This window comes from Demequina aurantiaca, from assembly GCF_000975135.1.
GTDB classification, from domain to species: Bacteria; Actinomycetota; Actinomycetes; order Actinomycetales; family Demequinaceae; genus Demequina; species Demequina aurantiaca.
The window spans coordinates 74,963-100,679 of the sequence record NZ_BBRF01000001.1 but is presented as its reverse complement, the minus strand read 5'-3'; the positions used below and the strand labels follow the sequence as shown (position 1 = coordinate 100,679).

Annotated in this window: 20 protein-coding genes; 14 read left to right on the top strand and 6 right to left on the bottom strand. The window is 65.1% G+C overall.

All coding sequences use genetic code 11. The annotated features are described in order from the left end of the window. The first annotated feature begins 29 nt into the window (after positions 1-29). The 9 genes from atpA (at position 30) to AOP73_RS00385 (ending at position 8,506) form a co-directional block, all read left to right on the top strand. On the top strand, positions 30-1,661 hold the full coding sequence (gene atpA / locus AOP73_RS00420) for a F0F1 ATP synthase subunit alpha (protein ID WP_061962700.1): 1,632 nt from the start codon (positions 30-32) through the stop codon (positions 1,659-1,661). A gap of 3 nt (positions 1,662-1,664) precedes the next feature. Beyond that, the gene (locus AOP73_RS00415; RefSeq protein WP_061962699.1) at positions 1,665-2,558 is read left to right on the top strand and encodes a F0F1 ATP synthase subunit gamma; all 894 of its coding nucleotides are present in this window, start codon (positions 1,665-1,667) and stop codon (positions 2,556-2,558) included. Positions 2,559-2,575: 17 nt separating this feature from the next. Further along, entirely contained in the window at positions 2,576-4,126 is a 1,551-nt protein-coding gene (atpD, locus tag AOP73_RS00410; RefSeq protein WP_084626449.1) for a F0F1 ATP synthase subunit beta, read from the top strand. A gap of 3 nt (positions 4,127-4,129) precedes the next feature. After that, positions 4,130-4,399 (top strand): F0F1 ATP synthase subunit epsilon, encoded by a 270-nt coding sequence (locus tag AOP73_RS00405; RefSeq protein ID WP_061962698.1) that lies wholly within the window; start codon positions 4,130-4,132, stop codon positions 4,397-4,399. Positions 4,400-4,402: 3 nt separating this feature from the next. Then, positions 4,403-5,098, top strand: coding sequence for an endonuclease NucS (nucS, locus tag AOP73_RS00400; protein ID WP_061962697.1), 696 nt, complete (start codon positions 4,403-4,405; stop codon positions 5,096-5,098). A 66-nt stretch (positions 5,099-5,164) separates the two neighbouring features. Next, positions 5,165-6,631 (top strand): glycoside hydrolase family 1 protein, encoded by a 1,467-nt coding sequence (locus AOP73_RS00395; protein ID WP_061962696.1) that lies wholly within the window; start codon positions 5,165-5,167, stop codon positions 6,629-6,631. Between the two features lie 78 nt (positions 6,632-6,709). After that, a complete protein-coding gene (locus tag AOP73_RS11665) occupies positions 6,710-7,018 on the top strand; it encodes an Rv1322 family protein (RefSeq protein WP_084626448.1) in 309 nt (102 codons plus the stop codon). A 28-nt stretch (positions 7,019-7,046) separates the two neighbouring features. Next, positions 7,047-7,754 (top strand): alpha/beta hydrolase, encoded by a 708-nt coding sequence (locus AOP73_RS00390; protein ID WP_061964691.1) that lies wholly within the window; start codon positions 7,047-7,049, stop codon positions 7,752-7,754. After that, the gene (locus tag AOP73_RS00385; protein WP_061962695.1) at positions 7,751-8,506 is read left to right on the top strand and encodes an alpha/beta fold hydrolase; all 756 of its coding nucleotides are present in this window, start codon (positions 7,751-7,753) and stop codon (positions 8,504-8,506) included. The genes AOP73_RS00390 and AOP73_RS00385 overlap by 4 nt, the downstream gene beginning before the upstream one ends. A 37-nt stretch (positions 8,507-8,543) precedes the next feature. Here the strand turns inward: AOP73_RS00385 and AOP73_RS00380 are convergent, their stop codons facing one another. Beyond that, entirely contained in the window at positions 8,544-8,966 is a 423-nt protein-coding gene (locus AOP73_RS00380) for a hypothetical protein (RefSeq protein ID WP_061962694.1), read from the bottom strand. Between the two features lie 7 nt (positions 8,967-8,973). After that, positions 8,974-11,709, bottom strand: a complete 2,736-nt coding sequence (locus tag AOP73_RS00375; protein ID WP_061962693.1) for an apolipoprotein A-IV repeat region-like domain-containing protein — start codon at positions 11,707-11,709, stop codon at positions 8,974-8,976. Between the two features lie 128 nt (positions 11,710-11,837). Between AOP73_RS00375 and AOP73_RS00370 the strand changes: the two genes are divergently transcribed. The 3 genes from AOP73_RS00370 to AOP73_RS00360 are packed head-to-tail and all read left to right on the top strand — an operon-like array spanning position 11,838 to position 14,916. After that, positions 11,838-13,013 carry a hypothetical protein gene (locus AOP73_RS00370; protein WP_152650489.1) on the top strand — a complete coding sequence of 392 codons (1,176 nt, stop codon included), beginning with the start codon at positions 11,838-11,840 and terminating at the stop codon, positions 13,011-13,013. Then, the gene (locus tag AOP73_RS00365) at positions 13,010-13,999 is read left to right on the top strand and encodes a DUF8094 domain-containing protein (protein ID WP_152650488.1); all 990 of its coding nucleotides are present in this window, start codon (positions 13,010-13,012) and stop codon (positions 13,997-13,999) included. The genes AOP73_RS00370 and AOP73_RS00365 overlap by 4 nt, the downstream gene beginning before the upstream one ends. Further along, a complete protein-coding gene (locus AOP73_RS00360) occupies positions 13,999-14,916 on the top strand; it encodes a tetratricopeptide repeat protein (protein WP_061962690.1) in 918 nt (305 codons plus the stop codon). Before AOP73_RS00365 ends, AOP73_RS00360 begins: the two co-directional genes overlap by 1 nt. 121 nt (positions 14,917-15,037) lie before the next feature. Here the strand turns inward: AOP73_RS00360 and glgB are convergent, their stop codons facing one another. From glgB to AOP73_RS00340, 4 genes are all read right to left on the bottom strand, one after another. After that, positions 15,038-17,206 carry a 1,4-alpha-glucan branching protein GlgB gene (gene glgB, locus AOP73_RS00355; protein ID WP_061962689.1) on the bottom strand — a complete coding sequence of 723 codons (2,169 nt, stop codon included), beginning with the start codon at positions 17,204-17,206 and terminating at the stop codon, positions 15,038-15,040. Next, complete coding sequence (gene treS, locus AOP73_RS00350; protein ID WP_061962688.1) at positions 17,199-18,884, bottom strand: maltose alpha-D-glucosyltransferase; 1,686 nt, start codon at positions 18,882-18,884, stop codon at positions 17,199-17,201. The genes glgB and treS overlap by 8 nt, the downstream gene beginning before the upstream one ends. 3 nt (positions 18,885-18,887) lie before the next feature. Then, positions 18,888-20,882 (bottom strand): alpha-1,4-glucan--maltose-1-phosphate maltosyltransferase, encoded by a 1,995-nt coding sequence (locus AOP73_RS00345; RefSeq protein ID WP_152650487.1) that lies wholly within the window; start codon positions 20,880-20,882, stop codon positions 18,888-18,890. Between the two features lie 67 nt (positions 20,883-20,949). Beyond that, entirely contained in the window at positions 20,950-21,966 is a 1,017-nt protein-coding gene (locus AOP73_RS00340) for a LacI family DNA-binding transcriptional regulator (protein ID WP_061962686.1), read from the bottom strand. A gap of 200 nt (positions 21,967-22,166) precedes the next feature. Between AOP73_RS00340 and AOP73_RS00335 the strand changes: the two genes are divergently transcribed. Both AOP73_RS00335 and AOP73_RS00330 read left to right on the top strand, forming a co-directional pair. Next, positions 22,167-24,200, top strand: coding sequence for a beta-galactosidase (locus AOP73_RS00335; RefSeq protein ID WP_061962685.1), 2,034 nt, complete (start codon positions 22,167-22,169; stop codon positions 24,198-24,200). Between the two features lie 153 nt (positions 24,201-24,353). Next, the gene (locus AOP73_RS00330) at positions 24,354-25,628 is read left to right on the top strand and encodes a sugar ABC transporter substrate-binding protein (protein WP_061962684.1); all 1,275 of its coding nucleotides are present in this window, start codon (positions 24,354-24,356) and stop codon (positions 25,626-25,628) included. The last annotated feature ends 89 nt before the right edge of the window (positions 25,629-25,717 follow it).

Sequence of the window (25,717 nt, the reverse complement as noted above, 5' to 3'; positions counted from 1 at the left end):
GCTCGCGCGGAACTGACAGGAGAGATGTAATGGCTGAGTTGACGATCAGTCCCGACGAGATTCGGGCGGCGCTCGACAGCTACGTGAAGTCTTACGAGCCCAAGGGTGTCGTGACCGAAGAAGTCGGTCGCGTGACCAGTGCTGGTGACGGCATCGCGCAGGTCGAGGGACTCCCCGGCTGTATGGCTAACGAGCTGCTTCGTTTTGAAGACGGCACGCTCGGCCTCGCGCTTAACCTCGACGTTCGCGAGATCGGTGTCGTGGTGCTCGGTGAGTTCACCGGCATCGAGGAGGGCCAGCAGGTGCAGCGCACCGGCGAGGTTCTCTCCGTTGAGGTCGGCGACGGCTACCTCGGCCGCGTGGTAGACCCGCTCGGCGAGCCCATTGACGGTCTCGGCGAGATCGAGACCGACGGCCGCCGTGCCCTCGAGCTCCAGGCTCCCGGCGTGATGGACCGCAAGTCCGTGCACGAGCCCATGCAGACCGGTCTTAAGGCCATCGACGCCATGGTGCCGATCGGCCGTGGACAGCGTCAGCTGATCATTGGTGACCGCCAGACGGGTAAGACCGCCATCGCGATCGACACGATCATCAACCAGAAGGCCAACTGGGAAAGCGGTGACGTCAACAAGCAGGTCCGTTGCATCTACGTCGCCATCGGCCAGAAGGGTTCGACTATCGCCTCCGTGCGTGGCGCCCTCGAAGAGGCCGGCGCGCTTGAGTACACGACCATCGTCGCGGCTCCCGCATCCGACCCCGCAGGCTACAAGTACCTCGCTCCGTACACCGGCTCGGCCATCGGCCAGCACTGGATGTACCAGGGCAAGCACGTCCTCATCATCTTCGATGACCTGTCCAAGCAGGCCGAGGCATACCGTGCCGTGTCGCTGCTGCTGCGCCGCCCGCCGGGCCGCGAGGCATACCCCGGTGACGTCTTCTACTTGCACTCTCGTCTGCTCGAGCGTTGTGCCAAGCTCTCGGACGACATGGGTGCCGGGTCGATGACGGGTCTGCCGGTCATCGAGACCAAGGCAAACGACGTCTCGGCCTACATTCCGACCAACGTGATCTCGATCACCGACGGCCAGATCTTCCTGCAGTCCGACCTGTTCAACGCCAACCAGCGCCCCGCAATCGACGTCGGTATCTCCGTGTCTCGCGTGGGTGGTTCGGCGCAGATCAAGGCCATGAAGAAGGTCTCCGGAACGCTGAAGATCGACCTGGCGCAGTACCGCTCACTCGAGGCCTTCGCGATGTTCGCATCCGACCTCGACGCGGCATCGCGTCAGCAGCTCACCCGTGGTGCGCGTCTGATGGAGCTGCTCAAGCAGCCCCAGTACACGCCGTACCCCGCGGAGGAGCAGGTCGTCTCGATCTGGGCCGGAACCAAGGGCAAGCTGGACAAGATCCCGCTCGCGGACGTTCTTCGCTTTGAGCGCGAGCTCATCGACCACCTGCGTCGCAACACCTCGGTGTTGACCGACATCGCCTCGAGCGGCAAGCTCGAAGACGACACCCAGGCGGCGCTTGAAACCGCTGTCGACGACTACGTGTCGACGTTCCTCGCAACCGAGGGCACCGAGCTCTCGACCGACTCCTCGATCGCCGATGGCGAAGACGTGGCAGTCGAGCAGGAGACCATCGTCACGAAGAAGAAGTAGCTCATGGGTGGCCAGCAGCGCGTCTACCGGGGAAAGATCCGGTCGACACAGTCGCTTAAGAAAATCTTCCGTGCGATGGAGCTCATTGCAGCTTCACGCATCGGTAAGGCGCGTGACCGTGTGAAGGCGGCTTCGCCGTACTCGCAAGCGATCACGCGTGCGATTAGCGCTGTCTCTACTCACTCGACCGTTTCACACCCGCTGACCGTTCAGCGCACGGACACCACCAAGGTCGCCGTCCTGACGGTGAGTTCGGACCGCGGCATGGCGGGCGCCTACTCGGCAAACGTCATTCGCGAAGCCGAGCGTCTGCGTGAGCGGCTGACGGCCGAAGGCAAGGAAATTGTGCAGTTCGTGGCGGGCCGTCGTGCCCTCTCGTACTACAACTTCCGTCACCGCGAGATTGCCGGCGAATGGACGGGTGGCTCCGATGCACCCGACGTTCGGGTCGCCAAGGAGATTGCGACGGCACTGTTCGACGCGTTCGAAGCGAAGGCGGATCTGGGCGGTGTGGGAGAAATCCACATCGTCTATACGCACTTCAAGTCGATGGTTGCTCAGGAACCGCGTGTGATTCGACTGCTTCCCCTCGAAATCGTCGAGGGCGTCGCGGAGTCCGATGCCGAAGTTGAGCCGCTGTACGAGTTCGAGCCTTCGTCTGACGAGGTGCTGGATTCGCTCCTCCCGCGCTACATCGAGTCGCGTATCTACAGCTGCCTGCTCCAGGCGGCTGCCTCCGAACTTGCCGCGCGTCAGCGTGCCATGAACACGGCGACCACCAACGCCGAAGACATTATTCGTCAGTACACCAGGCTCGCCAACTCGGCGCGTCAGTCTGAGATCACCCAGGAAATCAGCGAGATTGTCTCGGGCGCCGACGCGCTCGCGGCCTCGTGACCGGAAGCGAGAGACACATGACTCCCACTGCGAAGCCCGCCGCCAAGAAGGCGCCGGCAAAGAAGGCTCCAGCGGCAAAGAAGCCTGCCGCCAAGAAGCCCGCGGCTGCGAAGAGCGCGCCCACGGAGGCCGTCATTGGCCGCGTGGCTCGCGTCATCGGCCCGGTCGTCGACATCGAGTTCCCCGCGGACGCGATTCCCGACATTTACAACGCGCTGAAGACGGAGATCGACCTCTCCGCTCAGGGTGAGGGCGAGGGCGACGGCATCCTCCACATGACGCTCGAGGTTGCGCAGCACCTCGGCGACAACATGGTGCGTGCCATTGCGCTGAAGCCCACCGACGGCCTGGTGCGCGGCGCCAAGGTCACGGACACTGGTGCTCCCATCTCCGTCCCTGTTGGCGACGTCACCAAGGGTCACGTCTTCAACGTGATCGGTGAGGTCCTCAACGCTGAAGAGGGCGAGACCATCGAGATCGGCGAGACCTGGCCGATCCACCGCAAGCCCCCGGCATTCGACCAGCTCGAGTCCAAGACCTCCATGTTCGAGACCGGAATCAAGGTCATTGACCTCCTGACGCCGTACGTTCAGGGTGGAAAGATCGGCCTCTTCGGTGGTGCCGGTGTTGGAAAGACCGTGCTGATCCAGGAAATGATCTACCGCGTGGCCAACAACCACAACGGTGTGTCGGTGTTCGCCGGTGTCGGTGAGCGTACCCGTGAGGGCAACGACCTCATCGAGGAGATGACCGAGTCGGGCGTTATCAAGCAGACCGCCCTAGTGTTCGGCCAGATGGACGAGCCGCCGGGAACGCGTCTTCGCGTCGCCCTGTCCGCACTGACCATGGCGGAGTACTTCCGCGATGTTCAGAAGCAGGACGTGCTGCTGTTCATTGACAACATCTTCCGCTTCACGCAGGCCGGTTCCGAGGTGTCGACCCTGCTGGGCCGCATGCCTTCCGCCGTGGGTTACCAGCCCAACCTCGCGGACGAGATGGGTCAGCTCCAGGAGCGCATTACGTCGACCCGTGGACACTCGATCACGTCACTGCAGGCCATCTACGTGCCGGCTGACGACTACACCGACCCTGCCCCGGCCACCACGTTCGCGCACCTCGACGCCACGACGGAGCTCAGCCGTGAGATCGCCTCGCGCGGTCTGTACCCGGCCGTTGATCCACTGACGTCGTCCTCGCGTATTCTCGACCCGCGCTACGTGGGCCGCGACCACTACGAGACCGCTACGGACGTCAAGACGATTCTGCAGCGCAACAAGGAACTCCAGGACATCATCGCGATTCTTGGTGTGGACGAGCTCTCGGAGGACGACAAGATCATCGTCGCCCGTGCCCGCAAGATCCAGCAGTTCCTCTCGCAGAACACGTACATGGCCGAGCAGTTCACGGGCGTGGCCGGTTCGACCGTGCCGCTGACCGAGACGATCGAGGCCTTCTCCGGCATCGTGAACGGTAAGTACGACAACATCTCTGAGCAGGCATTCTTCAACATCGGTGGTCTTGAAGACCTCGAGAAGAACTGGTCGCGCATTCAGAAGGAGATCGGCTAAATCATGGCCGATGCCCTTACTGTCGACATCGTCGGCCCGGACCGCGTGTTGTGGTCCGGGGCGGCGAAGAGCGTCTCGGTGCCCACGGTCGAGGGCGAGATTGGCCTGATGGCCGGTCACATCCCCGTGCTGTCCGTGCTGAAGCACGGCTCCGTGAAGGTCGTCGCGACCGCCGATGGTGGCCACACGCTGGACATCACCGGCGGCTTCGTATCGTTCGACCACAACGTGGTGACGATCGTTGCCGATGTGGCCGAGCCTGCCGAGAAGTAGCAGATGCGCGTAGTGATCGCGCGGTGCGCCGCACGATACAGCGGTAGGCTCAATGCCCACCTGCCACTCGCGACCCGAGTCATCATGGTCAAGGCCGATGGCTCGGTTCTGTTGCATTCTGACGGCGGCTCGTACAAGCCGCTGAATTGGATGAGCCCTCCGTGCACACTGCGCGTGGGTTCTCCAGACAAAGAGGCCGCCGATGCTGGGGTCACCGAGGTCTGGGCCGTCCAGCATGACAAGTCTGACGACCGTCTTGAAATTGAGATTCACGAGATCCTCGCCGACGCTCAGCACGACTTGGGCACTGACCCTGGCCTGATCAAGGACGGGGTCGAGGCGCACCTGCAGGAGCTCCTCGCCGAGCAGGTGGGGCTGCTGGGGATCGGCCACACGCTGGTCCGCCGCGAGTACCCGACGGCTATTGGCCCGGTGGACATCCTGGCCAAGACCAAGGCCGGCGCGACCGTGGCCATCGAGATTAAGCGCCGCGGCGACATCGACGGCGTCGAACAGCTGACGCGCTACCTCGAGCTCCTCAACCGCGACCCGCTGCTGAGTCCAGTTGAGGGCGTCTTCGCCGCGCAGGAGATCAAGCCACAAGCGCGCGTGCTTGCGGAGGACCGGGGTATTCGCTGCCTGGTGCTCGACTACGAGGCGATGCGCGGCGTCGACACCTCGTCTACGCGCCTGTTTTAGCTCTCTTCTGACATATTTCTGACCGCTTGGTAGGAAAAAATCGAATCGATTCGTTATGATGTACGCATGACGACGATGCCTTCACAGTTTCCTGCCGACTTCCTCTTTGGTGCGGCCACCGCCTCCTACCAGATTGAGGGCGGCGCCCATGAGGGTGGTCGCGGAGTGTCCATCTGGGACACCTTCTGCGCACAGCCAGGTGCGGTTGTTGCGGGCGACAACGGTGACGTGGCCTGCGACCACTTCCACCGTTGGGAGTCCGACATCGACATGATGGAGGAGTTGGGCCTGCAGGCCTACCGCTTTTCCATCGCGTGGCCGCGGGTGCAGCCGCTCGGTACGGGAGACTTCAACGACGAGGGCATCGCGTTCTACCGCGGCATCGTCGATCGCCTCAAGGACAAGGGAATCAAGCCGCTCATTACGCTGTACCACTGGGATCTGCCACAGCCGCTGGAGGACAATGGTGGCTGGCTGAGCCGCGATACCGTCGACGCCTTCGTGGTCTATGCCGAACGCATGGCCCAGGAGTTCGGCGCCGACGTCGACATGTGGACCACGTTCAACGAACCGTGGGTCTCCTCCTTTGTGGGTTACGGCGCCGGAGCGCACGCCCCCGGTCATACGAGTGACGCTGAGGCCCTGGAGGCCGCGCACCACCTCAACCTGGCTCACGCGCGGGCGTACAAGGCCATTAAGGCCGCCGCACCCAATGCGCAGGTCGGCCTGGTCAACAACTGCCACACGCCGCGCCCTTGGGACCCGTCGAGCGAGAAGGACCGCGCGGCATCGGCGCACATCGACGCTTTGGCGAACACGATGTTCCACGAGCCCTTCATCGAGGGAACCTACCCCGCCATCTTGAAGCCCAACACCGCGCACATCACCGACTGGGCCTTCGTTCACGAGGGTGACCTCGCGGAGATGAAGGGCGCTGTCGACTGGTTTGGCGTCAACTACTACGCCTCGCACCTGGTCCGCCACAACCCGCACAAGGCCGCCCAGCAGAGCGAGCTGGCGACCCTCGCGGATGGGCACAAGGCCGGCGGCAACTCCCCATGGCCCGGCGACGAGGAGATCGAGTTCATGCTGCCCCCGGGAAAGCTCACCTCGATGGGCTGGAACCTCGATCCCTCCGCACTCCACGCGCACCTGCTGAAGATCCACCGGGAGACCGGCAAGCCGATTTACGTCACGGAGAATGGTTCGGCCTGGGAGGACAAGGTCGACGAGGACGGTCGCGTGCGCGATGCCGACCGAGTCGAGTACTTCCACGGCCACATCGACGCGGTCTCCAAGGCCATCGCTGAAGGCGCCGATGTGCGCGGCTACATGGCGTGGTCGCTGATGGACAACTTCGAGTGGGCGCAGGGCTACGCCAAGCGTTTCGGCATGGTGTGGGTCGACTACACGAGCCTCGAGCGCCGCTGGAAAGACTCCGCGTACTGGTATGCGGAGACTGTACGTCGACGCGCAGTGGTACCGGTCGAGGAGACCGAGTCGCTGGTTCAGACGCCTCCACGCACTCGTTAGCACGACGCCCCGCGACGGCCGCGCCTACTACCGGCGAGGTCGACGTGGCCCGCAATAGCCACGGCGTAGACTTTCACTATGCCCTCCAAGCGCCGCTCGACCAAGCGACCGTATGGGCAGCCGCACCAGGAGTACGACGCGAATCGCGCTCACGGTGGCGGAGCACGCCAGGAAAGCGGACCCGGGGGTGAGGACTACCTCGTCGCGACCCCACGCCTGACGGACAAGACATTTGTCTGCCCCAGTTGTGGCCGGGACATCCCTCCTCAGACGGCTCACATCGTCGCCTGGGCGGCCGACGGCCTGTTCGGGGCCGAGGCCGCTGCGGCCGACCGTCGACACTGGCACACCTACTGCTGGGAAACTTTTGGGAGAACACGTGGCTGACCAGATTGAGTTCGAGGACCTGCGGTCCATGACGGTCCTGCCGGCGGACCGGGAGGAGATCACGCTCACTACCGAGGACGGGCTGACGCTGGTGGGCGAGTTGTCGTTGCCACGCTCCGGCAACGTGTCTGCGACGCTCATCACGCTTCACCCGCTGCCGACCGCGGGAGGGTTCATGGATTCGCACGTCTTCCGCAAGGCAGCCTGGCGCCTTCCATACCTGGCGGACGTCGCCGTGCTGCGATTCAACACTCGGGGCACCTCGTCTCCGCGCGGCACCTCCGACGGCGAGTTCAGCGAGGGGGTTGCCGAGGCGGCCGATGTTCGGGCTGCCGTGGACTTCGCGGTCACCAGGGGACTACCGAACCGTTGGCTGGTGGGCTGGAGTTTCGGTACAGAGCTGACGCTCATGCATGGAGCTGACCTTGAGGTGGAGGGCGCCATCCTATTGTCGCCTCCCCTGCACAGGGCGAAGCCCGAGGACATGGAGCGCTGGGCCGCCACGGGCAAGCCGGTGACCGCGCTGGTGCCCGAGTTCGATGACTTCTTGCGTCCCGACGAGGCGCGCGAACGCTTCACCTCGCTGTCCCAGCTGGAGTTGGTGCCCGTGGAGGGAGCCAAACACCTGTGGGTTGGAGAGAAGTATGTGAGAGTGGTCTTGGATGCCATCACGGCGCGGGTCGCCCCGGACCGCGCGCCGCTTCCCGACCGCGTTCCCCAGGAGGACGTCGCATGACCTCACTATTGCCGACTTCAGCGCCGCTGGTGCTGCTCAACGCATTTCCCGTCGATCGCGCCCAGTGGGAGCCACTCATCGCGCTCCTGGGCGACTTTGACGGTGACATCATCTCCTTCGACATGCCGGGAATCGGCGAGATGCCGCTGCCCGATGAGGAGCCCTCGCTCGATCTCATCGCCGATGCCGCGGTGCTCGCCATGCGCGAGGCCACCGGACACGATGCCGCGGTGTGGGTGGGGTGCTCGATGGGCGGCTACGTAGCCCTGTCCGTGGTCGAACGCTACCCCGACGCCGTCGCCGGGCTGGGTCTGTTGGACACTCGCAGCACCGCCGATGACGAGGCTGGCGTGGCCAAGAGGCTCGGCCTTGCCGACAGCCTGGAGGGTAAGGACGGCGCTGAGGATCCGCGAGCGATGGCCGAGCCGCTGGTGGGAACCCAAGGAGATGGGCGCGAGGACCTGGTCGCCGCGGTGGCCGCCAATATTGCCCGCCACTCGGGCGACGGTATCGCGTGGGGGCAGCGGGCGATGGCCGCACGGCCCACCCGCACCGAGGTTTTACGCCTGGTAGATACGCCATCTGTAGTGATTTTTGGCGAGAACGACACCGTGACAAGTGTCGAGGATGCGCGCGTCATGGCTGACGCACTGGGCGTCGAGGTCACGGTCATCGCGGGCGTTGGGCACTTGAGCGCCCTCGAGAATCCGCGGGCCGTCGCGGACGCGATCGCCCCACTGCTCGGAAACTAACGCCTCTAGTGACCAGTAGTTAGTTTACTAACTACAGCTACCAGTCATTACCGCCGGCGAGGCGCTTCGCCAGGGCAGTGGCGATGGGCATCGACTCGCCGTCGCGTCCACCCTTGCCCAGCTCCAGCGGTGGTGGCGAGGGCTCAACAGTGGTGCCGGTAAAGCGCGACATGAAACGCGGGGGAGCGGTGAGGACATAGAAAAGACCATCCGCGTCCACCGCAACCGAGTGATTTTGCTTGAGATACCAGCCGACCAGGTTGGTGCGATATCGCGAGTTGCCGTCGTACGACCGGGCCGACAGCGGCTCGGGGGAAATCCCGGCCGCCACGGCATCGGCGACGAACTGCTTAATCAACTCCGCGGCTTGACGCGACTCGCCAGCCTCGCGTCGGGCGAGAGCGTCGGCCTTGCGAAGCGCGGCGTCGCCGCGTTCGTCCGACCACACGGAGTCGGTCATGAGTGGACTACTTCGCGTCAGACGTGTCGGGCTCGGTGACCTCTGCATCGGCTGCGGGGGTCGCCTTCTCTGCTGCCTCGTGCTCGTCCTGTAGCTTCGCGGCGGCCGCGAGGTTCGACACGGGATCCGCCCCCAGGAGGCCACGCAGGTCGTCGAGGTAGCCGGTGATCGACTCGCGCTGACGGTTCAGTTCGTCCACCTCGCGCGACGCCATGGTGCGTTCGCGCTCGGCGTCGCTCACGGCCTCAGAGATGATGGTCTCGGCGTGCTCGCGGGCGTCGGAGACAATCTCGTCGGCGTTGTTGCGGGCATTGCTGAGCAGGGTCTGGGAGTGAACCTCGGCCTCGGAGCGCACGGTCTCAGCGCGCTCAAGGGCTGCGGCCAGGCGGTCCTCGGCCTCGCTGGCACGCTGCTCCGCATCCGCTACCAACGCGGCGGACTCGTTCTTGGCGTCCTCGTACCGCTGCGAAAGTTCCTGCTCGGCCTGCTCGCGACGCTGGGCAACCTCAACCTGCAGGTCCTCGCGAGTACGACGGGCATCGTCGCGTGTGGACTCCGCCTCTCGGTGCGCATCGGCGAGTTCCTGAGCAGATGCGGCAGATGCCGCTTCGGTGGCTTCCTTGGCGTTGGCCTCGGCTCGAGCGATGGTCGCCTTGGAGTCGCGTTCGGCAGCCGCACGTAGCTCCGTCGCCTGCTGACGCGCAGTTGCAAGGGTGTGCTGGGCTTCGGTCGTGAGCTGCTGAGCCTGCTCCTCGGCCTGTTCGCGTTGTGCCGTGACGTCGGCATCGGTAGTCGCGCGCAGATCGTTCGTCTCCGCCTCGGCGGTAGCCCGCAACTGCGAGACCTCCGCATCGGTGGTGCGGCGCAGCGTGGTGGTGTCGGAGTCCGCCTTGGAACGCAGCTGATCCGTCTCGCGCTTAGCCGTGGCACGGAGCTCAGCGACCTCATCGCGTGCGACAGCCCGGAGGTCAGCGACCTCGGCCTCGACCCGGGCGCGTAGCGACTGAGTCTCCTCGTCGGTCACCGCCCGCAGGTCGTCGGTCTCGCGCTTGGCCGTGGCTCGCAACTCCGCCACCTCGCGTTCCGCGGCGACGCGCTTGGCCTTGATGTCCTGATCAGCGGAGGCGCGCAGTTCCGCGACTTCCTGATCCGCGGTGACTTGAAGTTCTGTCACTTCGTCCTGGACGGCGGTGCGCAATTCGTTGGTCTCGCGATCCGCGCGGCCGCGCAGTTCAGCCGAGTATTCGTCGGCCGCGGTTCGAATCTCGTTGGTCTCGCGCTCGGCGCGGGTACGGAGTTCCGTCACTTCGTCCTGAGCGGTGGTGCGCAGTTCGTTGGTCTCGCGCTCGGCGCGAGCCTGAAGGTCGGCGACCTCATCCCGCACGTTGGTACGCAGCTCGTTGACCTCGCGGTCGGTGCGGTTGCGTAGCTCCGCGGTCTCCGCCTCGACGGTGGCGCGTAGTTCCTCGGCGTCACGCTCAGTGCGTGTGCGCAGCTCGTCTGCCTCGCGGATTGTCCGAGAGCGCAGCTCGTCTGTCATGCGCTGCGTCTGGTCGCGCAGTTCATCCATCTCGTGTTCGGTGACGGCGCGCAGCTCGCTGGTCTCGTGCTCGGTGACATTGCGAAGCTCATCGGTCTCACGCTTCGCGGCGCCTCGCAGCGCGTCGGTCTCTGCCTTGGCGGTAGCACGTAGCTTGGCCACCTCGTCGCCGGCCTCGGTACGCCAACGCGATACCTCAGCATCGGCCTCCTCGCGCAGGCGAGCGGTCTCGGCGCCAGCCTTGGTGAGTGCGGCATCGGCTTCTTCGCGAAGCGTCGCCGCGTCGTTCTCGGCGGTCGCTCGGATGTCCGATGCTTCGGCCTCGGTAATCTCGCGCAGGCGTGCAATGTCAGCGTCAGCTTCCTTGCGCAGGCGTGCGGCCTCGGCCGTTGCTGCCTCGAGGCGGCTGGCGGCCTTGGCCTTCTTGTCGGCCGACTCGGAGCGGGCGCCGTCCTTGATACGTACCGCGTCATCCTTCGCCGCGGCGAGCAGGGCGGCGGCCTCCTCACGAATGCGCGAGTCCTCGCTAGCAGCTTCGGCGGCAATCTTCTCCGCCTCTGCACGCGCGGCTTCGGTGAGTTCGCTTGCCTCGCGTTGGCTCTTCACCCGTAGCTCGGTGGTCTCGCGCTCGGCAGTGGCGCGCAGGGTGTGCACCTCGCGCTCAGCTCCGGCACGGATCTCCGCGACCTCGGCCTCAATCGATCCACGGACGCGCTCAGACTCGCGGCGCGCCTTGTCGACGAGTTCAGCGCTCTGGCGCTCGGCGGACTCGCGCACGGACGCTGCGGTGCTCTCGGCTTCCGTCTTCACGGTCTCCGCGGTGCGGCGGCTCTGCGCGAGAATCTCCGCGACCTCGTTGTCCGCACGAGCACGCAGTTGCTGTGCTGCGACCGTGGCGCGTGCCACCGCGTCCTGCGCGTGCGTGTTGGCGCGGGCCACAACATCGGACGACTGTTCCTCGGCGGAGCGGAGCAATTGCTCAACGCGTGCACCGAGGCCCTTGTACGTAGGCTGATCGTTCTCACGCAGGGTCTTCTGAGCCTCGTCGAGTGACGCCCGTGCCTGCTGTGCTTCGCTGCGCGCGGTCTCTTCAGAGCGCTTGGCGTCGCGAACCGAATCCTCGAGCCGTGCGATGTGGGCGGCGACCGCTTCACGGTCAAATCCACGCATCGTCACGGGAAACGGGAGGTTCTCTTCCGACATATCTTCTCCTTCGGCGCCTTACGCGCAGTCGTACCCAGGGTAGTGTGCCCGCTGGGGCGTGACAAAGCGACATATCGCCACCGTCGCGCGTTTACTCCTAGAGTGTTCTTGAAGGAATGGAGATTTTCTTGTCTTTACGCACAACTGGGCTGATCGCTGGTGTGATCGGCGTGATCCTACTTATCGTGGGGTTCGTCGCTGATTCAGTGCGCCCGCCAGAAGACGTCGTGGCGCACGCCGACGTGTCAACGTCCGTCGTGGTCGTCCAATCCGACTTCCTGACGATCTCTCCCGAGGGGACACTCTCAATCGAGGGCGACGGCGACATCGTCGCGTACACCGCTCGCCCCGCGGATGCGGAAGCCTGGCTCGCCGAGGTGGATTACACCGAGGTCAACAGCCTGCCTGACTGGGAGGCGCTCGGCACGCGCGATGTCGCGGTTCCCTCGCCCACCCCGTCGCCGGAACCCTCAAGCTCCGCCAGTGCATCGGCGTCCGCAGCTGCCGAGGATGACGCGAAGGAAGAGTCGCCGAGTCCTTCGCCGTCACCGGAAGAGAAAGAATCCTCAAGCGCGTCACCGAGCCCCTCGGCGAGCCCCGAGCCGGCAATCGTTCCCACGGAGGCCGACCCCTTCATCGCCACCGAGGGCCGCTCGACGGACCTGTGGCGCAACTCCTTTATCGCCACCAACCGCCTCGATATTGCCGTCGATAGCGTTCCCACCGGCCTCACTCTGGTCGTCATGACCGAGGATGGATCCGCGCTAACCGGCACCGACCTCTCGCTCACCCGCGTGGTGAACGATGACTGGATCACGCCGCTGTTGTGGTGGGGTGCTGTCCTTGTCGTGGTGGGCCTCATCGCGCTGGTCGTGCTGTTCATTGATCTGCGCCCCGCGCAGGCACGTGGCGAGTCCTGGATGGCCTCGCGCTCGGCAGACAAGAAGGGCATCGAGAAGGACGGTTCGCGTCGCTCTCGCCGGGCCGCCGGTGCCGCCATTCCCCAGGCAAGCCTGGACGATGCTCCAGCGTTGACGGCCGATGCCGCGACGCCTGTGGATGGCGCCGAGGCATCGGTCGATGCTGAGTCGAGCGCCGATGCATCGTCTGAGCCTGAGGTCGACTCCGCCGACGGCGGGCCGCAGGCGGAGTCGGACAGCGCCTCGGGCGACGAGGACCCCCACGGAAACGCCGACTCGGATTTCTCGGACAGTGTGAAGGCTGACGACGACAACGTGAACGACTCGACGGAGGGTGGACCCGACGACGGCCCGGCCCCCGACGGAACGGAGGATCGCTCATGAGGCGCATGACCGTAGTAGCGATGGCTGCCGCAGGGGCCGCGGTTCTGCTCGCCGGCTGCACGCCCGCAGTCCCTGTCGCAGGTGTCGCAGAGCCCGTCGAGGTGACGGCCGCAGTGACCGACGATCAGAGCGATCGCGTTCAGTCGCAGACGTTTGAGGAACTCGCCGTTGCCGACGAGGCCAAGTCCACCAAGACGCTCGACGTGCGCGTCGGTGGCGATGCCAAGGTAGTGCGCGGGGCTGAGTACAAGCAGCAGTCGGCGGATGACGGCCCCAAGCCTGATGTGCTGCCATCCGACATGCAGGCCGTGTACGTCACCAGCGCGGAGACGTGGCCGCGCGTGATGGTGGGGGTCTCCGACCAGCCGAGCGAGGACACAACGCCCGTGGTGTCGGTGTGGGTTCAGGACGACGTCGATACTCCCTACCAGTTCCGTAACTGGGCGCACATGGTGCCTGGCGCTACGCTGCCCGCGATGCCCGGCCCCACCGTTGGCGCGGACGAGCTAGCCATGGACTCGACCATCGGGGAGGACACACTGCAGTCGTACGTAGACAACTACCTGGAACTGCTGCGTAAGGGCGAGGACGACGACCTCAACGAGACGTTCGCGGAGGACAGCTACCGCGATCAGCTGTTCACCGCACGCGGCGTCCTCACCGCTGCGGCGAAGAAGGCCGATGGAAAGTACGTCGACACCGTGGAGCCCGAAGAAAAGTCCACGTATGCCCTCGCGACTGCGGATGGGGGAGCGCTGATCTTTGCTCCCTTGCGCATCGACTCGTCGTTCTCTGTGGAGGACGCCAAGGTGTCAGTGCCAGCGGCAGACGAGCCCCTGGTCGATGGCGACTTGGTCGACAAGGTGACGCACGAGTACCGTGACATGGTCGTCATGTACGTCCCACCGGCGGACAGCGAGGATCTTCCCGCGGTCGTGGCGGCCGACCACCACCTTGTACGAGTGAGCCCCGACGGAGCAAAGTAATGGCAGTTAGTCCCGACCCTGTCTCGATGCGTGGCGCGGTAGATCTCGCGGCGCTCGCGGCACAGCAGCAGCGTGCGGCCTCGAAGCCCGCGAATTCCACCTCGATCGAGCTGACCGAGGAAAATCTGCAGGAGGTCGCACAGCGGTCCGCGCAGGTGCCGATCGTGATCGCCTTCGTGTCTGCGACCTCTCCCGCGAGCGGCGAACTGGCGGCCCGGCTCGACGTGCTGGTGGCCGAGTACGCCGGCAAATTCCTTGCCGCGCAGTGTGACGTCGACGCTCAGCCAGGTATCGCCCAGGCCTTTCAGGTTCAGGCGGTCCCCGCGGTCATGGCGCTCATTGGGGCTCGCCCCGCGCCGCTGTTCCAGGGCAGCGCCTCCGACGAGCAAATCCGCGAGGTGCTCGACCAAGTGCTTGACGTAGCCGCGCAGGCGGGCGTCACCGGTACCGGCGCCGCCCCCGACGCGCCCGTGGAGGCTGCCTCAGAGCCTGAGGCGGAGCCTCTGCCCCCCTTGCACCAGGAGGCCTTCGACGCCATCGAGAGCGGCAACTACGAAGCCGCCGAGGCAGCGTACGACCGCGCTCTGGTGGAGAACCCCAAGGATGCCGATGCCCGCGCCGGCCGCGCCCAGGTGCGGCTCATGTCCCGCACACTGACCGCAGATCTCGGTGCGGTTCGCGCGGCGGCGGCAGAGCGCCCTGATGACCCGGCTGCTCAGATGGCGGTTGCCGACATGGATGTCGCCGGCGGCCAGGTGGAGGACGCCTTTGTGCGCCTGCTCGACACCGTGCGCGTGACGCAGGGGGACGAGCGTGAGGAGATTCGGCAGCGCCTGCTCGAACTCTTTGACGTGGTGGGCGGCGCGGACCCGCGCGTACTCAAGGCGCGCCAGGCCCTCGCCTCGGCCCTCTACTAGGACCCGTCCTCGCCACTGGCAATTGGCGCAGCCACACGCGAATCTATCGTGTGGCGCGCCACACGGACAGTGCCGCGACTATCGCCAGTGGTGCAGGTGCAGGGGTGGTCGATCCGCGAATTCAGCTCTGCCGCGGGGCGAACACCACTGCTCCGAGAGGGGGCAGACGCACCGTCGCGGAGGCGGGGAAACCGCCCGCGGACTTGCTCTTGGCCTTGATTTGGCCAAGGTTGCCCACTCCCGAGCCGCCGTAGGCTTCGGAGTCGCTGTTGAGTACCTCGTCCCACTCGCCGGCCAGCGGCAGGGGGAGTTTGTAGTTCTCGTGCGGGATGCCGGCAAAGTTGATCACGACCACCACGGGGTTGCGATCGTCGTCGTAGCGGATAAAGGACAGCACGCAGTGCTGCGAGTCGTCCGCGTCGATCCATTGGAACCCATGCGGGCTGGAGTCGTCTTGCCAGAGTGACGGGAAACGCTTGTACAGCCCGTTGAGGTCCCTGACGAGGTCCTTGATGCCCGCGTGCAGGGGGTCGTCAAGCTGCCACCAGTCCAGTGACCGGCCCTCGGACCATTCGGCTTCCTGGCCGATCTCGCAGCCCTGAAAGATGAGTTGCTTGCCGGGGTGAGTCCACTGGTAAGCGAACAGCGTGCGTGCTCCGGCGGCCTTCTGCCAGGCGTCGCCGGGCATGCGCTCCCACAGGGAGCCCTTGCCGTGAACAACCTCGTCGTGGCTGATAGGCAGCATGAACTGCTCGGAGAAGGCGTACATGAGCGAGAACGTGACCGAGTGGTGGTGGTGAGACCGGTTGACCGGGTCCTCGCCCACGTACTTGAGGGTGTCGTTCATCCACCCCATATTCCACTTGAAGCCAAAGCCCAGGCCGCCGCTGCTGGTGGCCTGCGTGACGCCAGGGAAGGCGGTGGACTCCTCGGCAATCATGACGATGCCGGGGCAGTTGCGGTAGGCCGTCGCGTTGGCCTCCTGCAGGAACGCGATCGCGTCCAGGTTTTCGCGACCACCGTGGATATTGGGTCGCCACTGGCCGGGCTGGCGCGAGTAGTCGAGGTAGAGGATCGAGGCGACGGCGTCCACGCGTAGGCCGTCGGCGTGGAACTCCTTGAGCCAATAGATGGCATTGGCCACCAGAAAGTTCCGCACCTCTGGTCGGCCGAAGTCGAAGATGTATGTTCCCCAATCGGGCTGTTCGCCGCGTAGGGGGTCCGGGTGTTCGTACAGCGGTGTGCCGTCAAAACGGCCCAGCGCCCACTCGTCCTTGGGGAAATGCCCAGGGACCCAGTCCAGCAGTACTCCGATGTCCGCCTGGTGGAGTGCGTCCACGAGAAAGCGGAACTCGTCGGGGGTGCCAAAGCGCGCGGTGGGGGCGTAATACGACGTCACCTGGTAGCCCCAGGAGCCGCCAAAGGGGTGTTCCATCACGGGCATGAACTCGACGTGTGTGAAGCCCAGTTCCTTCACGTACGCGACCAGTTCGGTCGCGAGGTCACGGTAGTTGAGTCCCTGACGCCACGAGCCCAGGTGCACCTCGTAGACGCTCATCGCCTCGCGGTGGGGCTCGCTGTGGGCGCGCTTCTCCATCCACTCGTCGTCGTTCCACGCGTATGCGGTGTCGGTGACGATGGACGCCGTCTGTGGGGGGACCTCGGTGCGCCGGGCCATGGGGTCGGCCTTCTGCTGCCAACGGCCGTCCTTGCCGAGCACCTCGTACTTGTATGGGGTGCCGTCGCCGATGCCGGGAACGAAGAGCTCCCACACCCCGGACGATCCGAGGGACCGCATGGCGTGGGTAGCGCCCTGCCACATGTTGAAACTGCCGACGATTCTCACTGCTCGCGCGTTGGGTGCCCAGACTGCGAACGCGGTGCCGTGGACCTCGCCGAGGACCGAGGGGTACGTCTTGACGTTCGCACCGAGCACGTCCCACAGGCGCTCGTGACGCCCCTCGCGGATCAGGTGCAGGTCCAGTTCGCCGGTGGACGGCAGAAAGCGGTAGGGGTCGTCAGTGACGACTGGGTCTCCGTCGTATGTCACGTGTACGCGGTAGTCGGGAGCGTCGGTGCCGGGCAGGTGAGCGACCCATACGCCCTCGTGCTCGTGCGACGCGGGGTAGGTGCCGTCGAGGGTCTCGATCTCCACGATTGAGGCCAACGGCCGGAGCACCCTGACGGCGACGCCGTCACCGCTGACGTGTGGCCCTAGGACCGCGTGAGGCTCATGGTGCGTACCAGCAGCGATGTCGTGCAGGATTGCCTTATCTACGCCGCTAGGCATGCTTTACCACCAACCAGTAGAAGGACTGCGGACCAAACGTGAGTCGGAGTTTGCCGTCATCCCCGACGTCTTGGAAGGGCGTCTTGGAGATGATGGTTTTGACTTTACCGCCGGCGTAGTCCTCGAGGGTGAGTAGCGCCGACGACTGGTGGGTGGAGAAGTTCATGGCTACCAGCACTGACTCGTCTTTGTGGGTGCGCAGGAACGAGAAGACAGCTGGGTTGTCTGAGGGGACATCCTTGTAGCCGCCGTCGGAGAACGCCGGGTGCTCGGCACGGGCCTTGAGGAACCGCCTCATCCAAAACAGCAGGGACGTGGGCTGCATGAGCGAGCGTTCAATGTTGACGCCGTTGTAGTGAAAGAGCAGCGACTGCACAGTAGGCAGATAGAGCGCGCCCGGGTCCGCGTCGGAGAATCCCGCATTGCGGTCGGGCGTCCACTGCATCGGCGTGCGTACCGAGTCGCGGTCAGGCAGCCACACGTTGTCGCCCATGGCGATCTCGTCGCCGTAATACAGGCAGGGCGTCCCCGGTAGCGACAGGATCAGCGCGTGAGCCAGTTCGAGGGCCTGCTCGGAGTTGTCCAGCAGGGGAGCCAGACGGCGGCGAATGCCCGTGTGCGCCTTCATCTGCGGATGAGGGGCGTACCAATCGAACATCTGATGACGCTCGTCCTCGCTGACCATCTCGAGCGTGAGCTCGTCGTGATTGCGCAGGAACGTCGACCACTGACCCTTGGCGGGCGGCACGGGGGTGTCGTGCAGTACCTCGCGCAAACGCGTGGCGTCCTCGGCCTTGATGGAGTGGAAGATGCGCGGCATCACGGGGAAGTGGAAGCACATGTGGCACTCCGGCTCCTCCTCGGTGCCGAAGTACTCCGCGGCCTCGTGTGGGGGCTGGTTGGCCTCCGCGAGTAGTACCGCTCCTGGGAACTCGGTGTCCACCATCTTGCGCAGGTCCCGCAGGAACTGGTGGGTGCGGGGGTCATTTTCTCCCGCGTTGTCCTCGTCCTCGAACAGGTACGGCACCGCGTCCAGTCGGAACCCGTCGATGCCCTTCTTTAGCCAAAAGCGGGCGATGTCGAACATCTCCTGCTGCACGGCGGGGTTCTCAAAGTTGAGATCCGGCTGGTGAGAGTAGAAGCGGTGCCAGTAGTACTGCTCGCGATGTGCATCCCACGCCCAGTTGGACGTCTCAACGTCGGTGAAGATGATGCGCGCGTCGGTCCACTTCTGGTCCGTGTCCGACCACACGTAGTAGTCGCCGTAGGGGCCGTCCGGGTCGGTGCGTGAGGCCTGGAACCACGGGTGCTGGTCCGAGGTGTGGTTCATCACGAGGTCGATCGTGATGCGCATGCCGCGCTTATGGACTTCGCTGATGAGCTTCTCGAAGTCTCGCATGGTGCCGTAGCGAGGGTCGATGCCGCGGTAGTCCGCCACGTCGTAGCCGCCGTCGCGCATTGGCGACGGGTAGAACGGTGGCAACCACAGCGCGTCGACACCCAGCCACGCCAGATAGTCGAGTCTCTTGATGAGTCCGCGGAGGTCGCCGATGCCGTCGCCGTCACTGTCGTGGAATGCGCGGACCATGACCTCGTAGAACACCGCGTTGCGGTACCAGAGCGGGTCGTTAGTGAGATCGCGCTCTCGCTTGGGAAGGGACTTCAGCAATTCCTTCATGAGTTATCTCACCCCTGCAACGTGCGCCGTTGTCACCGCGGGGTCAAGCCGCACGTAAAACTCGCGACCCCAGGTGTAGGTTGCGCCGGTGAGGGCGTCATCAACTGTGATGGTGTCCTCCCCGGTCAATCCAATGGCGGCCATGTCAAAGGTCACCACGGCATCGTGCACGACGTCGGTGTCGAAGCTCACGACCGTGATGACCGCATCGGCCTTTCCGGTGGGTGAATCTGCAGCCGCGACATACCGGCTGAAGCAGAGAATGTTGGGATTGCTGGTCTTGTGGACGTGCAGGCCGCGGAGGCGGCGCAGGGCGGGGTGCGCGGCACGCTGGGCGTTGAGCGTGGTGAGCAGCGTCTCGATGCCGTAGTCGTCGGCGCGGGACCAATCGCGCGGCTTGTACTCGTACTTCTCGTTGTCGATCTGCTCCTCGACGCCTGGGCGCGGGACGTTCTCGACGAACTCGTAGCCCGTGTAGATGCCGTAGGACGGCGAGGCGGTGGCTGCCAACACGGCGCGCATCTTGAACATGGGCGCGCCGCCGCGCTGCATGTCCGGCGTCAGGATGTCGTGCGTGGTGGGCCAGAAGTTGGGGCGCATGTAGAACGAGCTCTCCCCGGTCAGCTCCTCAAGGTACTCCGCCATCTCCTCGGCGTTCTGTCGCCACGTGAAGTACGTGTAGCTCTGGTGGAAGCCAATCTTGGCGAGCGTGTGCATCATGGCCGGGCGGGTAAAGGCCTCCGACAAGAAGATGACATCGGGGTGATCCTTGGCAATGTCCGCGAGCAGCCACTCCCAGAACGTCAGCGGCTTGGTGTGCGGGTTGTCCACGCGGAACAACGTCACGCCGGCGTCGATCCACACTTGCAGCACGTCGCGCACCGCCTGGGAGATTCCCTGCGGGTCGTTGTCGAAGTTCAGGGGATAGATGTCCTGATACTTCTTGGGTGGGTTTTCCGCGTACGCGATGGTCCCATCCAGCTGGGTGGTGAACCATTCAGGGTGGTCCGTGACCCAGGGGTGGTCGGGGGAGCACTGCAGCGCGAGGTCCAGAGCGACCTCGAGGTTGTTCTCGCGCGCCTTCTTGACGAAGTTCTTGAAGGTGCGCATGGTGCCCAGGTCTGGGTGGATCGCGTCGTGTCCGCCCTCGGCAGCACCGATCGCGTACGGGCTTCCTGGGTCGCCGGGCTCGCATGTCAGCGAGTTGTTGCGACCCTTGCGGTGCGTAGTGCCGATGGGGTGAATCGGGGTCAGATAGACCACGTCGAATCCCATGGCGGCGATGCCGGGAAGGCGCTTGGAGGCGGTGGTGAAGGTGCCCGATGCCCAGGCGCCGGTGCGCTTGTTCTGTCGCGCCCCCTCGGAGCGGGGAAAGATCTCGTACCAGGCCGATGCCAGGGCGCGTTCGCGCTCGACGAGCAGTGGGTACGTGTTCGAGGTTGTGACCCAATCGCGCAGCGGTGCCGCAGTCAGCACGTCCTTGACCGCATCGGACACCGCCGGGGCGAGTCGAGCATCGGGCGCGAGTTTGGGGTCGGAGAGAGCGGAGACCGCTGACTTCAAGAGCTTCTGACTGGCGGCAGGACGCTTGACCTCGGCGATGGCGCGCGTGAGCACCTCGACGCCCTCGTCCAGCATCAGCTGCACGTCCACTCCGGCGGTCACCTTGAGCTCGGCGGCGTGTGCCCAGGTGGCATACGGGTTGGACCACGCCTCCACACGGAACAGATGCGGGCCCTCGTGCTGAGGGACGAATGACGCCTGGTATCGGCTATTGCCGAAGTCGTCGAGGGGCATCGGTATGATCTGCTCGACGCCGCCGGGCACGGTCACCACGACCGTGGCTCCTTCGGCGTCGTGACCCTCGCGGAAGATGGTCGCCGTAATGGGGACGGCCTCGCCGACGACGGCCTTGGCGGGCCAACGTCCTTCCTCGAGCGAAGGCTGGACGCCTACGATCGGGATGCGTCCAACGGACATGTCGCTTGAGTGCTCCATGCACCGAACCTACCGGTGTTTGGGCCTGCTGGGTAGCCACACGGCGGGCCTGAGCACAGAGGATTGCTCACGTGCTGTCGCGGACCACCAGGCTGGTGGGCAGCGTGACGGACTTGCTGGTACCGCCTTCGATCACGTGGAGCAACAGGCCGACCATTTCCGCGCTGATCTGCTCGAACGGCTGGCGCATGGTGGTCAAGGGTGGCTCGACGGTCAGGGCGAGACCGGAGTCGTCGAATCCGATCACCGAGACATCCTCGGGGATGCGCTTCCCGGCCTTGCGCAGGACACCTACGGCGCCCGCGGCCATGGAGTCAGACGCGGCAAAGACGGCGTCGATGTCCGGGGCACGTTCGAGGAGCGCCGCCATCGCGGAGGCGCCTGAGGCCATGGAGTAATCGCCGGGCTCTACGAGGTTCGGATCAAAACTGTCGCCGAGCTCGTCGCGGAAACCCACCAGCCGATAGCGGCCGCCGGGGGTGTCGGCTGGCCCCGTGATCATGCCGATGCGTTGGTTGCCACGCTCCACCAGGTGGCGGGTGGCGGTACGCGCCGAGGCGATCTCATCGACCGACACCGTGGGGATATCGCTGGCATGCCCGAGCGGGATCCCACAGGCGACGGTGGGCACGCCGGTAGACAGCAGCGACTCAAGCAAAGGGTCGGACTCATGCGAGGAGATCAGCAGTACGCCGTCGACGTGCCCTGCGCCCAGGTACTGAGCCACGTTGATGTGCTCCTCGGGCGTGCCGGCGACGAGGAGGACCAGCGTCATGTGGCGCTGCGCAAGCTCCTGTGCGGCGCCGCGCAGGAGCAGCGAAAAGGTGGGGTCGGCGAACAGCAGGTGCTGTGGCTCAGTCAGCAGAAAAGCGACCGAATTGGAGCGCCCGGTAGCGAGGCTGCGGGCGGCCGCGTTGGCGTGGTAGCCCGTGGTCTTGATGGCCTGGTCGACGGCCGCCTTCGCGTCGGGCGACACCCAGTGGCCACCGTTGATGACGCGAGAGACTGTCCCGCGAGAGACGCCGGCAGCCGCTGCGACGTCGCGGATGGTCGGCTTGCGCTTAGTTGTCGGCGTGGTTTCCACGTGGTGAGCCTAGCGGCATTTCTGGATGCTTGCATGAAAGAAGGCAACGAGGCGCTGGGAACGGTCACAGTTGTGTAACGAGGCGGCATTCGACTTGCAACTCGGGCGCAATCTGGGATAGAACTGTGACCGGTCACAGTTTTGACACAGCGTCGGCACAGTGACGAATCCGATAGCTCGATTCAACACAAGGGAGTGGCATGACAACGCAAGGCAGTTGGCCAAGCGTTCCAGGCATCGCCTACGGCGGGGACTACAACCCCGAGCAGTGGCCGCGAGCGACCTGGGACGAGGACGTCGCGCTGATGCGCGAGGCCGGGGTCAACCTCGTGAGCGTTGGCATCTTCTCGTGGGGTCTGATCGAGATCAGCGAGGGTGTGTTCGACTTCGGTTGGCTCGACGAGGTCATCGACCTCCTCCACACCAACGGCATCTCGGTTGACCTGGGCACGCCCACCGCCTCGGCCCCCGCCTGGATGTTCGCGAACTACCCCGAAGCGCGCGCCGTGCGTGCGGACGGCGTTGCCTTGGGTTTCGGCTCGCGGGGCATGATGTCGCACTCGCACCCGGCGTACCGCACCGCGGTGGCTCGCATCGCCGGCGCACTAGCCGAGCGCTACGCAGCCCACCCGGGCGTCGTCATGTGGCACGTGCACAACGAATACGGCGTGCCCGTGGGCGAGGACTTCTCTCCCGCATCGGTCGCTGCGTGGCGGGAATGGCTGGCCGACCGCTATGGCTCGCTCGACGGCCTCAATGCAGCATGGGGCACCGCCTTCTGGGGCCAGCACTATGACCAGTGGGAGCACGTGATCGCCCCAGCGGTTACCGCCTCGACCCCCAACCCCGCGATGAAGCTCGACTGGGCACGGTTTACCGACGACCAACTGCGTGCCTGCTACCGCGCCGAGCGGGACGCGATCCGTGCCTTTAGTGACAAGCCCGTCACCACCAACTTCATGGCACACCAGTCGTGGAACCTCGACCTGTGGAAGTGGGCTCGCGAGGTCGACATCGTCGCCAACGACCACTACCTTTGGGCCCAGGACCCCGAGTCCCACGTGGGCCTTGCGCTCGCGGCGGACCTCACACGCTCGGTCGCGGGCGGAGCGCCATGGATTCTGATGGAGCACTCCACCTCCGCCGTGAACTGGCAGGGCCGCAACATCGCCAAATCTGCGGGCGAGATGTGCCGCAACTCGCTTTCCCACTTTGCGCGCGGCGCTGATGCGATCCTGTTCTTCCAGTGGCGGGCCTCGCGTTCCGGCGCGGAGAAGTTCCACTCGGCGATGCTGCCGCACGCCGGCGCAGACTCCCGCGTGTTCCGCGAGGTCGTGGACCTTGGCGGACGGCTTGGAGCGCTCGAGGAGGCGAAGGGATCGCGCGTCGACGCCGATGTCGCGGTGTTGTACGACTGGGAGTCGCTCTGGGCGCAGGATCTCGAGTGGCGTCCGTCCGACGACGCGCAGTTCCGCGAGCGCATGCGCACCTATTACGAGCGGCTGTGGCGTGACGGGGTGACGGTGGACTTCGCGCACCCCACTCAGGACCTCGGCAAGTACAAGATGGTGGTGGCTCCTGCCTCCTACCTCCTGACGGCCGATGCTGGCGAAAACCTTGCGCGGTATGTCGAGGCAGGTGGCACGCTGGTGGTGTCGTACTTCTCCGGAGTCGTCGACGAGCATGAGTCTGTCCACGAGGGCGGCTACGGCGCACCCCTCAAAGCTGCGCTCGGGGTGACCGTCGCCGAATACCTGCCGATGCGTGAGAGCGAGACCGCAAAGATCGCCTGGACCCACGGAGATGGACTTACGCTTGCGGCCGACACCTGGCAGGAGGACCTCGTGCTCGATGGCGCAGAAGTCATCGGCACGTACGTCGACGGACCCGCCGCCGGATCGCCCGCTATCACGCGCAATTCGCGCGGTGCCGGCCATGGGTGGTACGTCAGCACCCATCTGAGCGTCGACGAACTCGGACCCTTGATGGCGGCGGCCTACGCCGACGCCGGGATGGTCCTCGCAGGCAATCCCGAGGGACTCGAGGTCGTGACCCGCCAGAGCGCTGAGGCCGATTACCTGGTGGCCATCAACCACTGTGACGCCCCTGTCACGGTGGCAGCCTCAGGCACCGAAATGTTCACCGGGCGCAGCGTTGCCCGGGAGCTCACCATCGTCGCCGGCGGCTGCGCCGTCGTGCGCACCACGAAGTCACACGAAGGCGGTGAGCGCTGACCTGACTTCTTTGGCACCGTTGTTGTAAGCATCGGCGCTTTCACACGCTCCACCCGCGGCTGGGTCGCCCGACCCGTCGCTCGTAGTAATAAGTCGCAGTGTCGCGATCTCGCCAGAGACGCACAGTGCGACCTCACTCTGGAAGGAAAATCCATGCGTAACAAGTTTGGAATTGGCGTCGCATTCGTCGCGACCGCCGCCCTCATCGCCGGGTGCAGTTCTGACCCGGAGCCCGCAGCGTCGGCATCGACCGCGCCTGCAGCATCGACTTCACCGTCCGACGCGCCCGCAATCGACGGCACCGGTGCCGAGCTGGTTGTCTGGACCGACGCGGAGCGCGAAGGTGCGCTCAAGGCTGCTGCAGAACAGTTCGAGACCGACACGGGTGCCACCGTCACCCTGGTGCAGAAGAACTTCGAGGACCTGCGCAACGACTTCGTGGCTCAGGTGCCCACGGGTGAAGGCCCCGACATCACCGTTGGCGCACACGACTGGTTGGGTGCGCTTGTCACGGCTGGTGTAGTCGACACCATCGACCTTGGCGACAAGGCCGGCGAGTTCCAGGAAGTGGCACTCGATGCCATGACCTACGACGGTCAGCTTTATGGCCTGCCGTACTCGACCGAGGCAATTGCTCTCATCCAGAACGCTGACCTGGTGGGCGACACCGCCCCCACGACGTGGGACGAGATGATCACCATGGCCAACGATGCTGGCTTCGAGGACCGACCCTTCATTCTGTTCACCAACGGCGCCTCGGGCGACGGTTACAGCGCCTACCCGCTGCAGACCTCGTTCGGAGCTCCCGTGTTCGTCCAGGACGAGTCGGGCTCGTACACCAGCGAGGTCGGCATGGGCGGCGAGAACGGTGAAGCCTTCGCGCAGTTCCTCTACGACAACGGCGCCAAGGGCACTGGCATCTTCTCCGACACGATTGACTACGACACCTCGAACCAGTTGTTCGCCGATGGCGAGTCGCCGTTCATCATGCAGGGTCCGTGGATGCCGTTCTTCGACGACAGCGACATGAACCTCGTAGTTTCGCCGATGGTCTCCGCCGGTGGAGAGACTGCCGCGCCGTTCGTGGGTGTGCAGGGCTTCTACCTCAGCTCGCAGAGCAACAACGCGCTGCTCGCCAACGACTTCCTGGTGAACTACATGGCCACCGAGGACGCTCAGCGCACGCTGTACGAGGCAGACCCCCGTCTGCCCGCGCTGTCAGCACTCGCCGATGAGGTCTCGTCCGACCCCATCACCGCAGGATTCGTCGCATCGGCCTCCGCCGGTGTCCCGATGCCCTCCATCCCTGAGATGGGCAACGTGTGGGACCTGTGGAACGCCGCAGAAATCCAGATCATCACCGGCGCAGAGCCCGTGTCGACCTGGGACAACATGGTGACCGAACTCGAGAAGTCGCTCGAGGGTTAGGCCACTGAGGTGGGGTGGGACGCTCCGGCGTCCCGCCCCACACTCCGCCCCCGGGACTGATCCCGGCAATACTTATTGACAACCCAGGA

Coding starts and splice junctions, on each gene's coding strand:
- atpA (WP_061962700.1), top strand. CDS start 30: ATGGCTGAGTTGACGATCAGTCCCGACGAGATTCGGGCGGCGCTCGAC.
- AOP73_RS00415 (WP_061962699.1), top strand. CDS start 1,665: ATGGGTGGCCAGCAGCGCGTCTACCGGGGAAAGATCCGGTCGACACAG.
- atpD (WP_084626449.1), top strand. CDS start 2,576: ATGACTCCCACTGCGAAGCCCGCCGCCAAGAAGGCGCCGGCAAAGAAG.
- AOP73_RS00405 (WP_061962698.1), top strand. CDS start 4,130: ATGGCCGATGCCCTTACTGTCGACATCGTCGGCCCGGACCGCGTGTTG.
- nucS (WP_061962697.1), top strand. CDS start 4,403: ATGCGCGTAGTGATCGCGCGGTGCGCCGCACGATACAGCGGTAGGCTC.
- AOP73_RS00395 (WP_061962696.1), top strand. CDS start 5,165: ATGACGACGATGCCTTCACAGTTTCCTGCCGACTTCCTCTTTGGTGCG.
- AOP73_RS11665 (WP_084626448.1), top strand. CDS start 6,710: ATGCCCTCCAAGCGCCGCTCGACCAAGCGACCGTATGGGCAGCCGCAC.
- AOP73_RS00390 (WP_061964691.1), top strand. CDS start 7,047: ATGACGGTCCTGCCGGCGGACCGGGAGGAGATCACGCTCACTACCGAG.
- AOP73_RS00385 (WP_061962695.1), top strand. CDS start 7,751: ATGACCTCACTATTGCCGACTTCAGCGCCGCTGGTGCTGCTCAACGCA.
- AOP73_RS00380 (WP_061962694.1), bottom strand. CDS start 8,966: ATGACCGACTCCGTGTGGTCGGACGAACGCGGCGACGCCGCGCTTCGC.
- AOP73_RS00375 (WP_061962693.1), bottom strand. CDS start 11,709: ATGTCGGAAGAGAACCTCCCGTTTCCCGTGACGATGCGTGGATTTGAC.
- AOP73_RS00365 (WP_152650488.1), top strand. CDS start 13,010: ATGAGGCGCATGACCGTAGTAGCGATGGCTGCCGCAGGGGCCGCGGTT.
- AOP73_RS00360 (WP_061962690.1), top strand. CDS start 13,999: ATGGCAGTTAGTCCCGACCCTGTCTCGATGCGTGGCGCGGTAGATCTC.
- glgB (WP_061962689.1), bottom strand. CDS start 17,206: ATGCCTAGCGGCGTAGATAAGGCAATCCTGCACGACATCGCTGCTGGT.
- treS (WP_061962688.1), bottom strand. CDS start 18,884: ATGAAGGAATTGCTGAAGTCCCTTCCCAAGCGAGAGCGCGATCTCACT.
- AOP73_RS00345 (WP_152650487.1), bottom strand. CDS start 20,882: ATGGAGCACTCAAGCGACATGTCCGTTGGACGCATCCCGATCGTAGGC.
- AOP73_RS00335 (WP_061962685.1), top strand. CDS start 22,167: ATGACAACGCAAGGCAGTTGGCCAAGCGTTCCAGGCATCGCCTACGGC.
- AOP73_RS00330 (WP_061962684.1), top strand. CDS start 24,354: ATGCGTAACAAGTTTGGAATTGGCGTCGCATTCGTCGCGACCGCCGCC.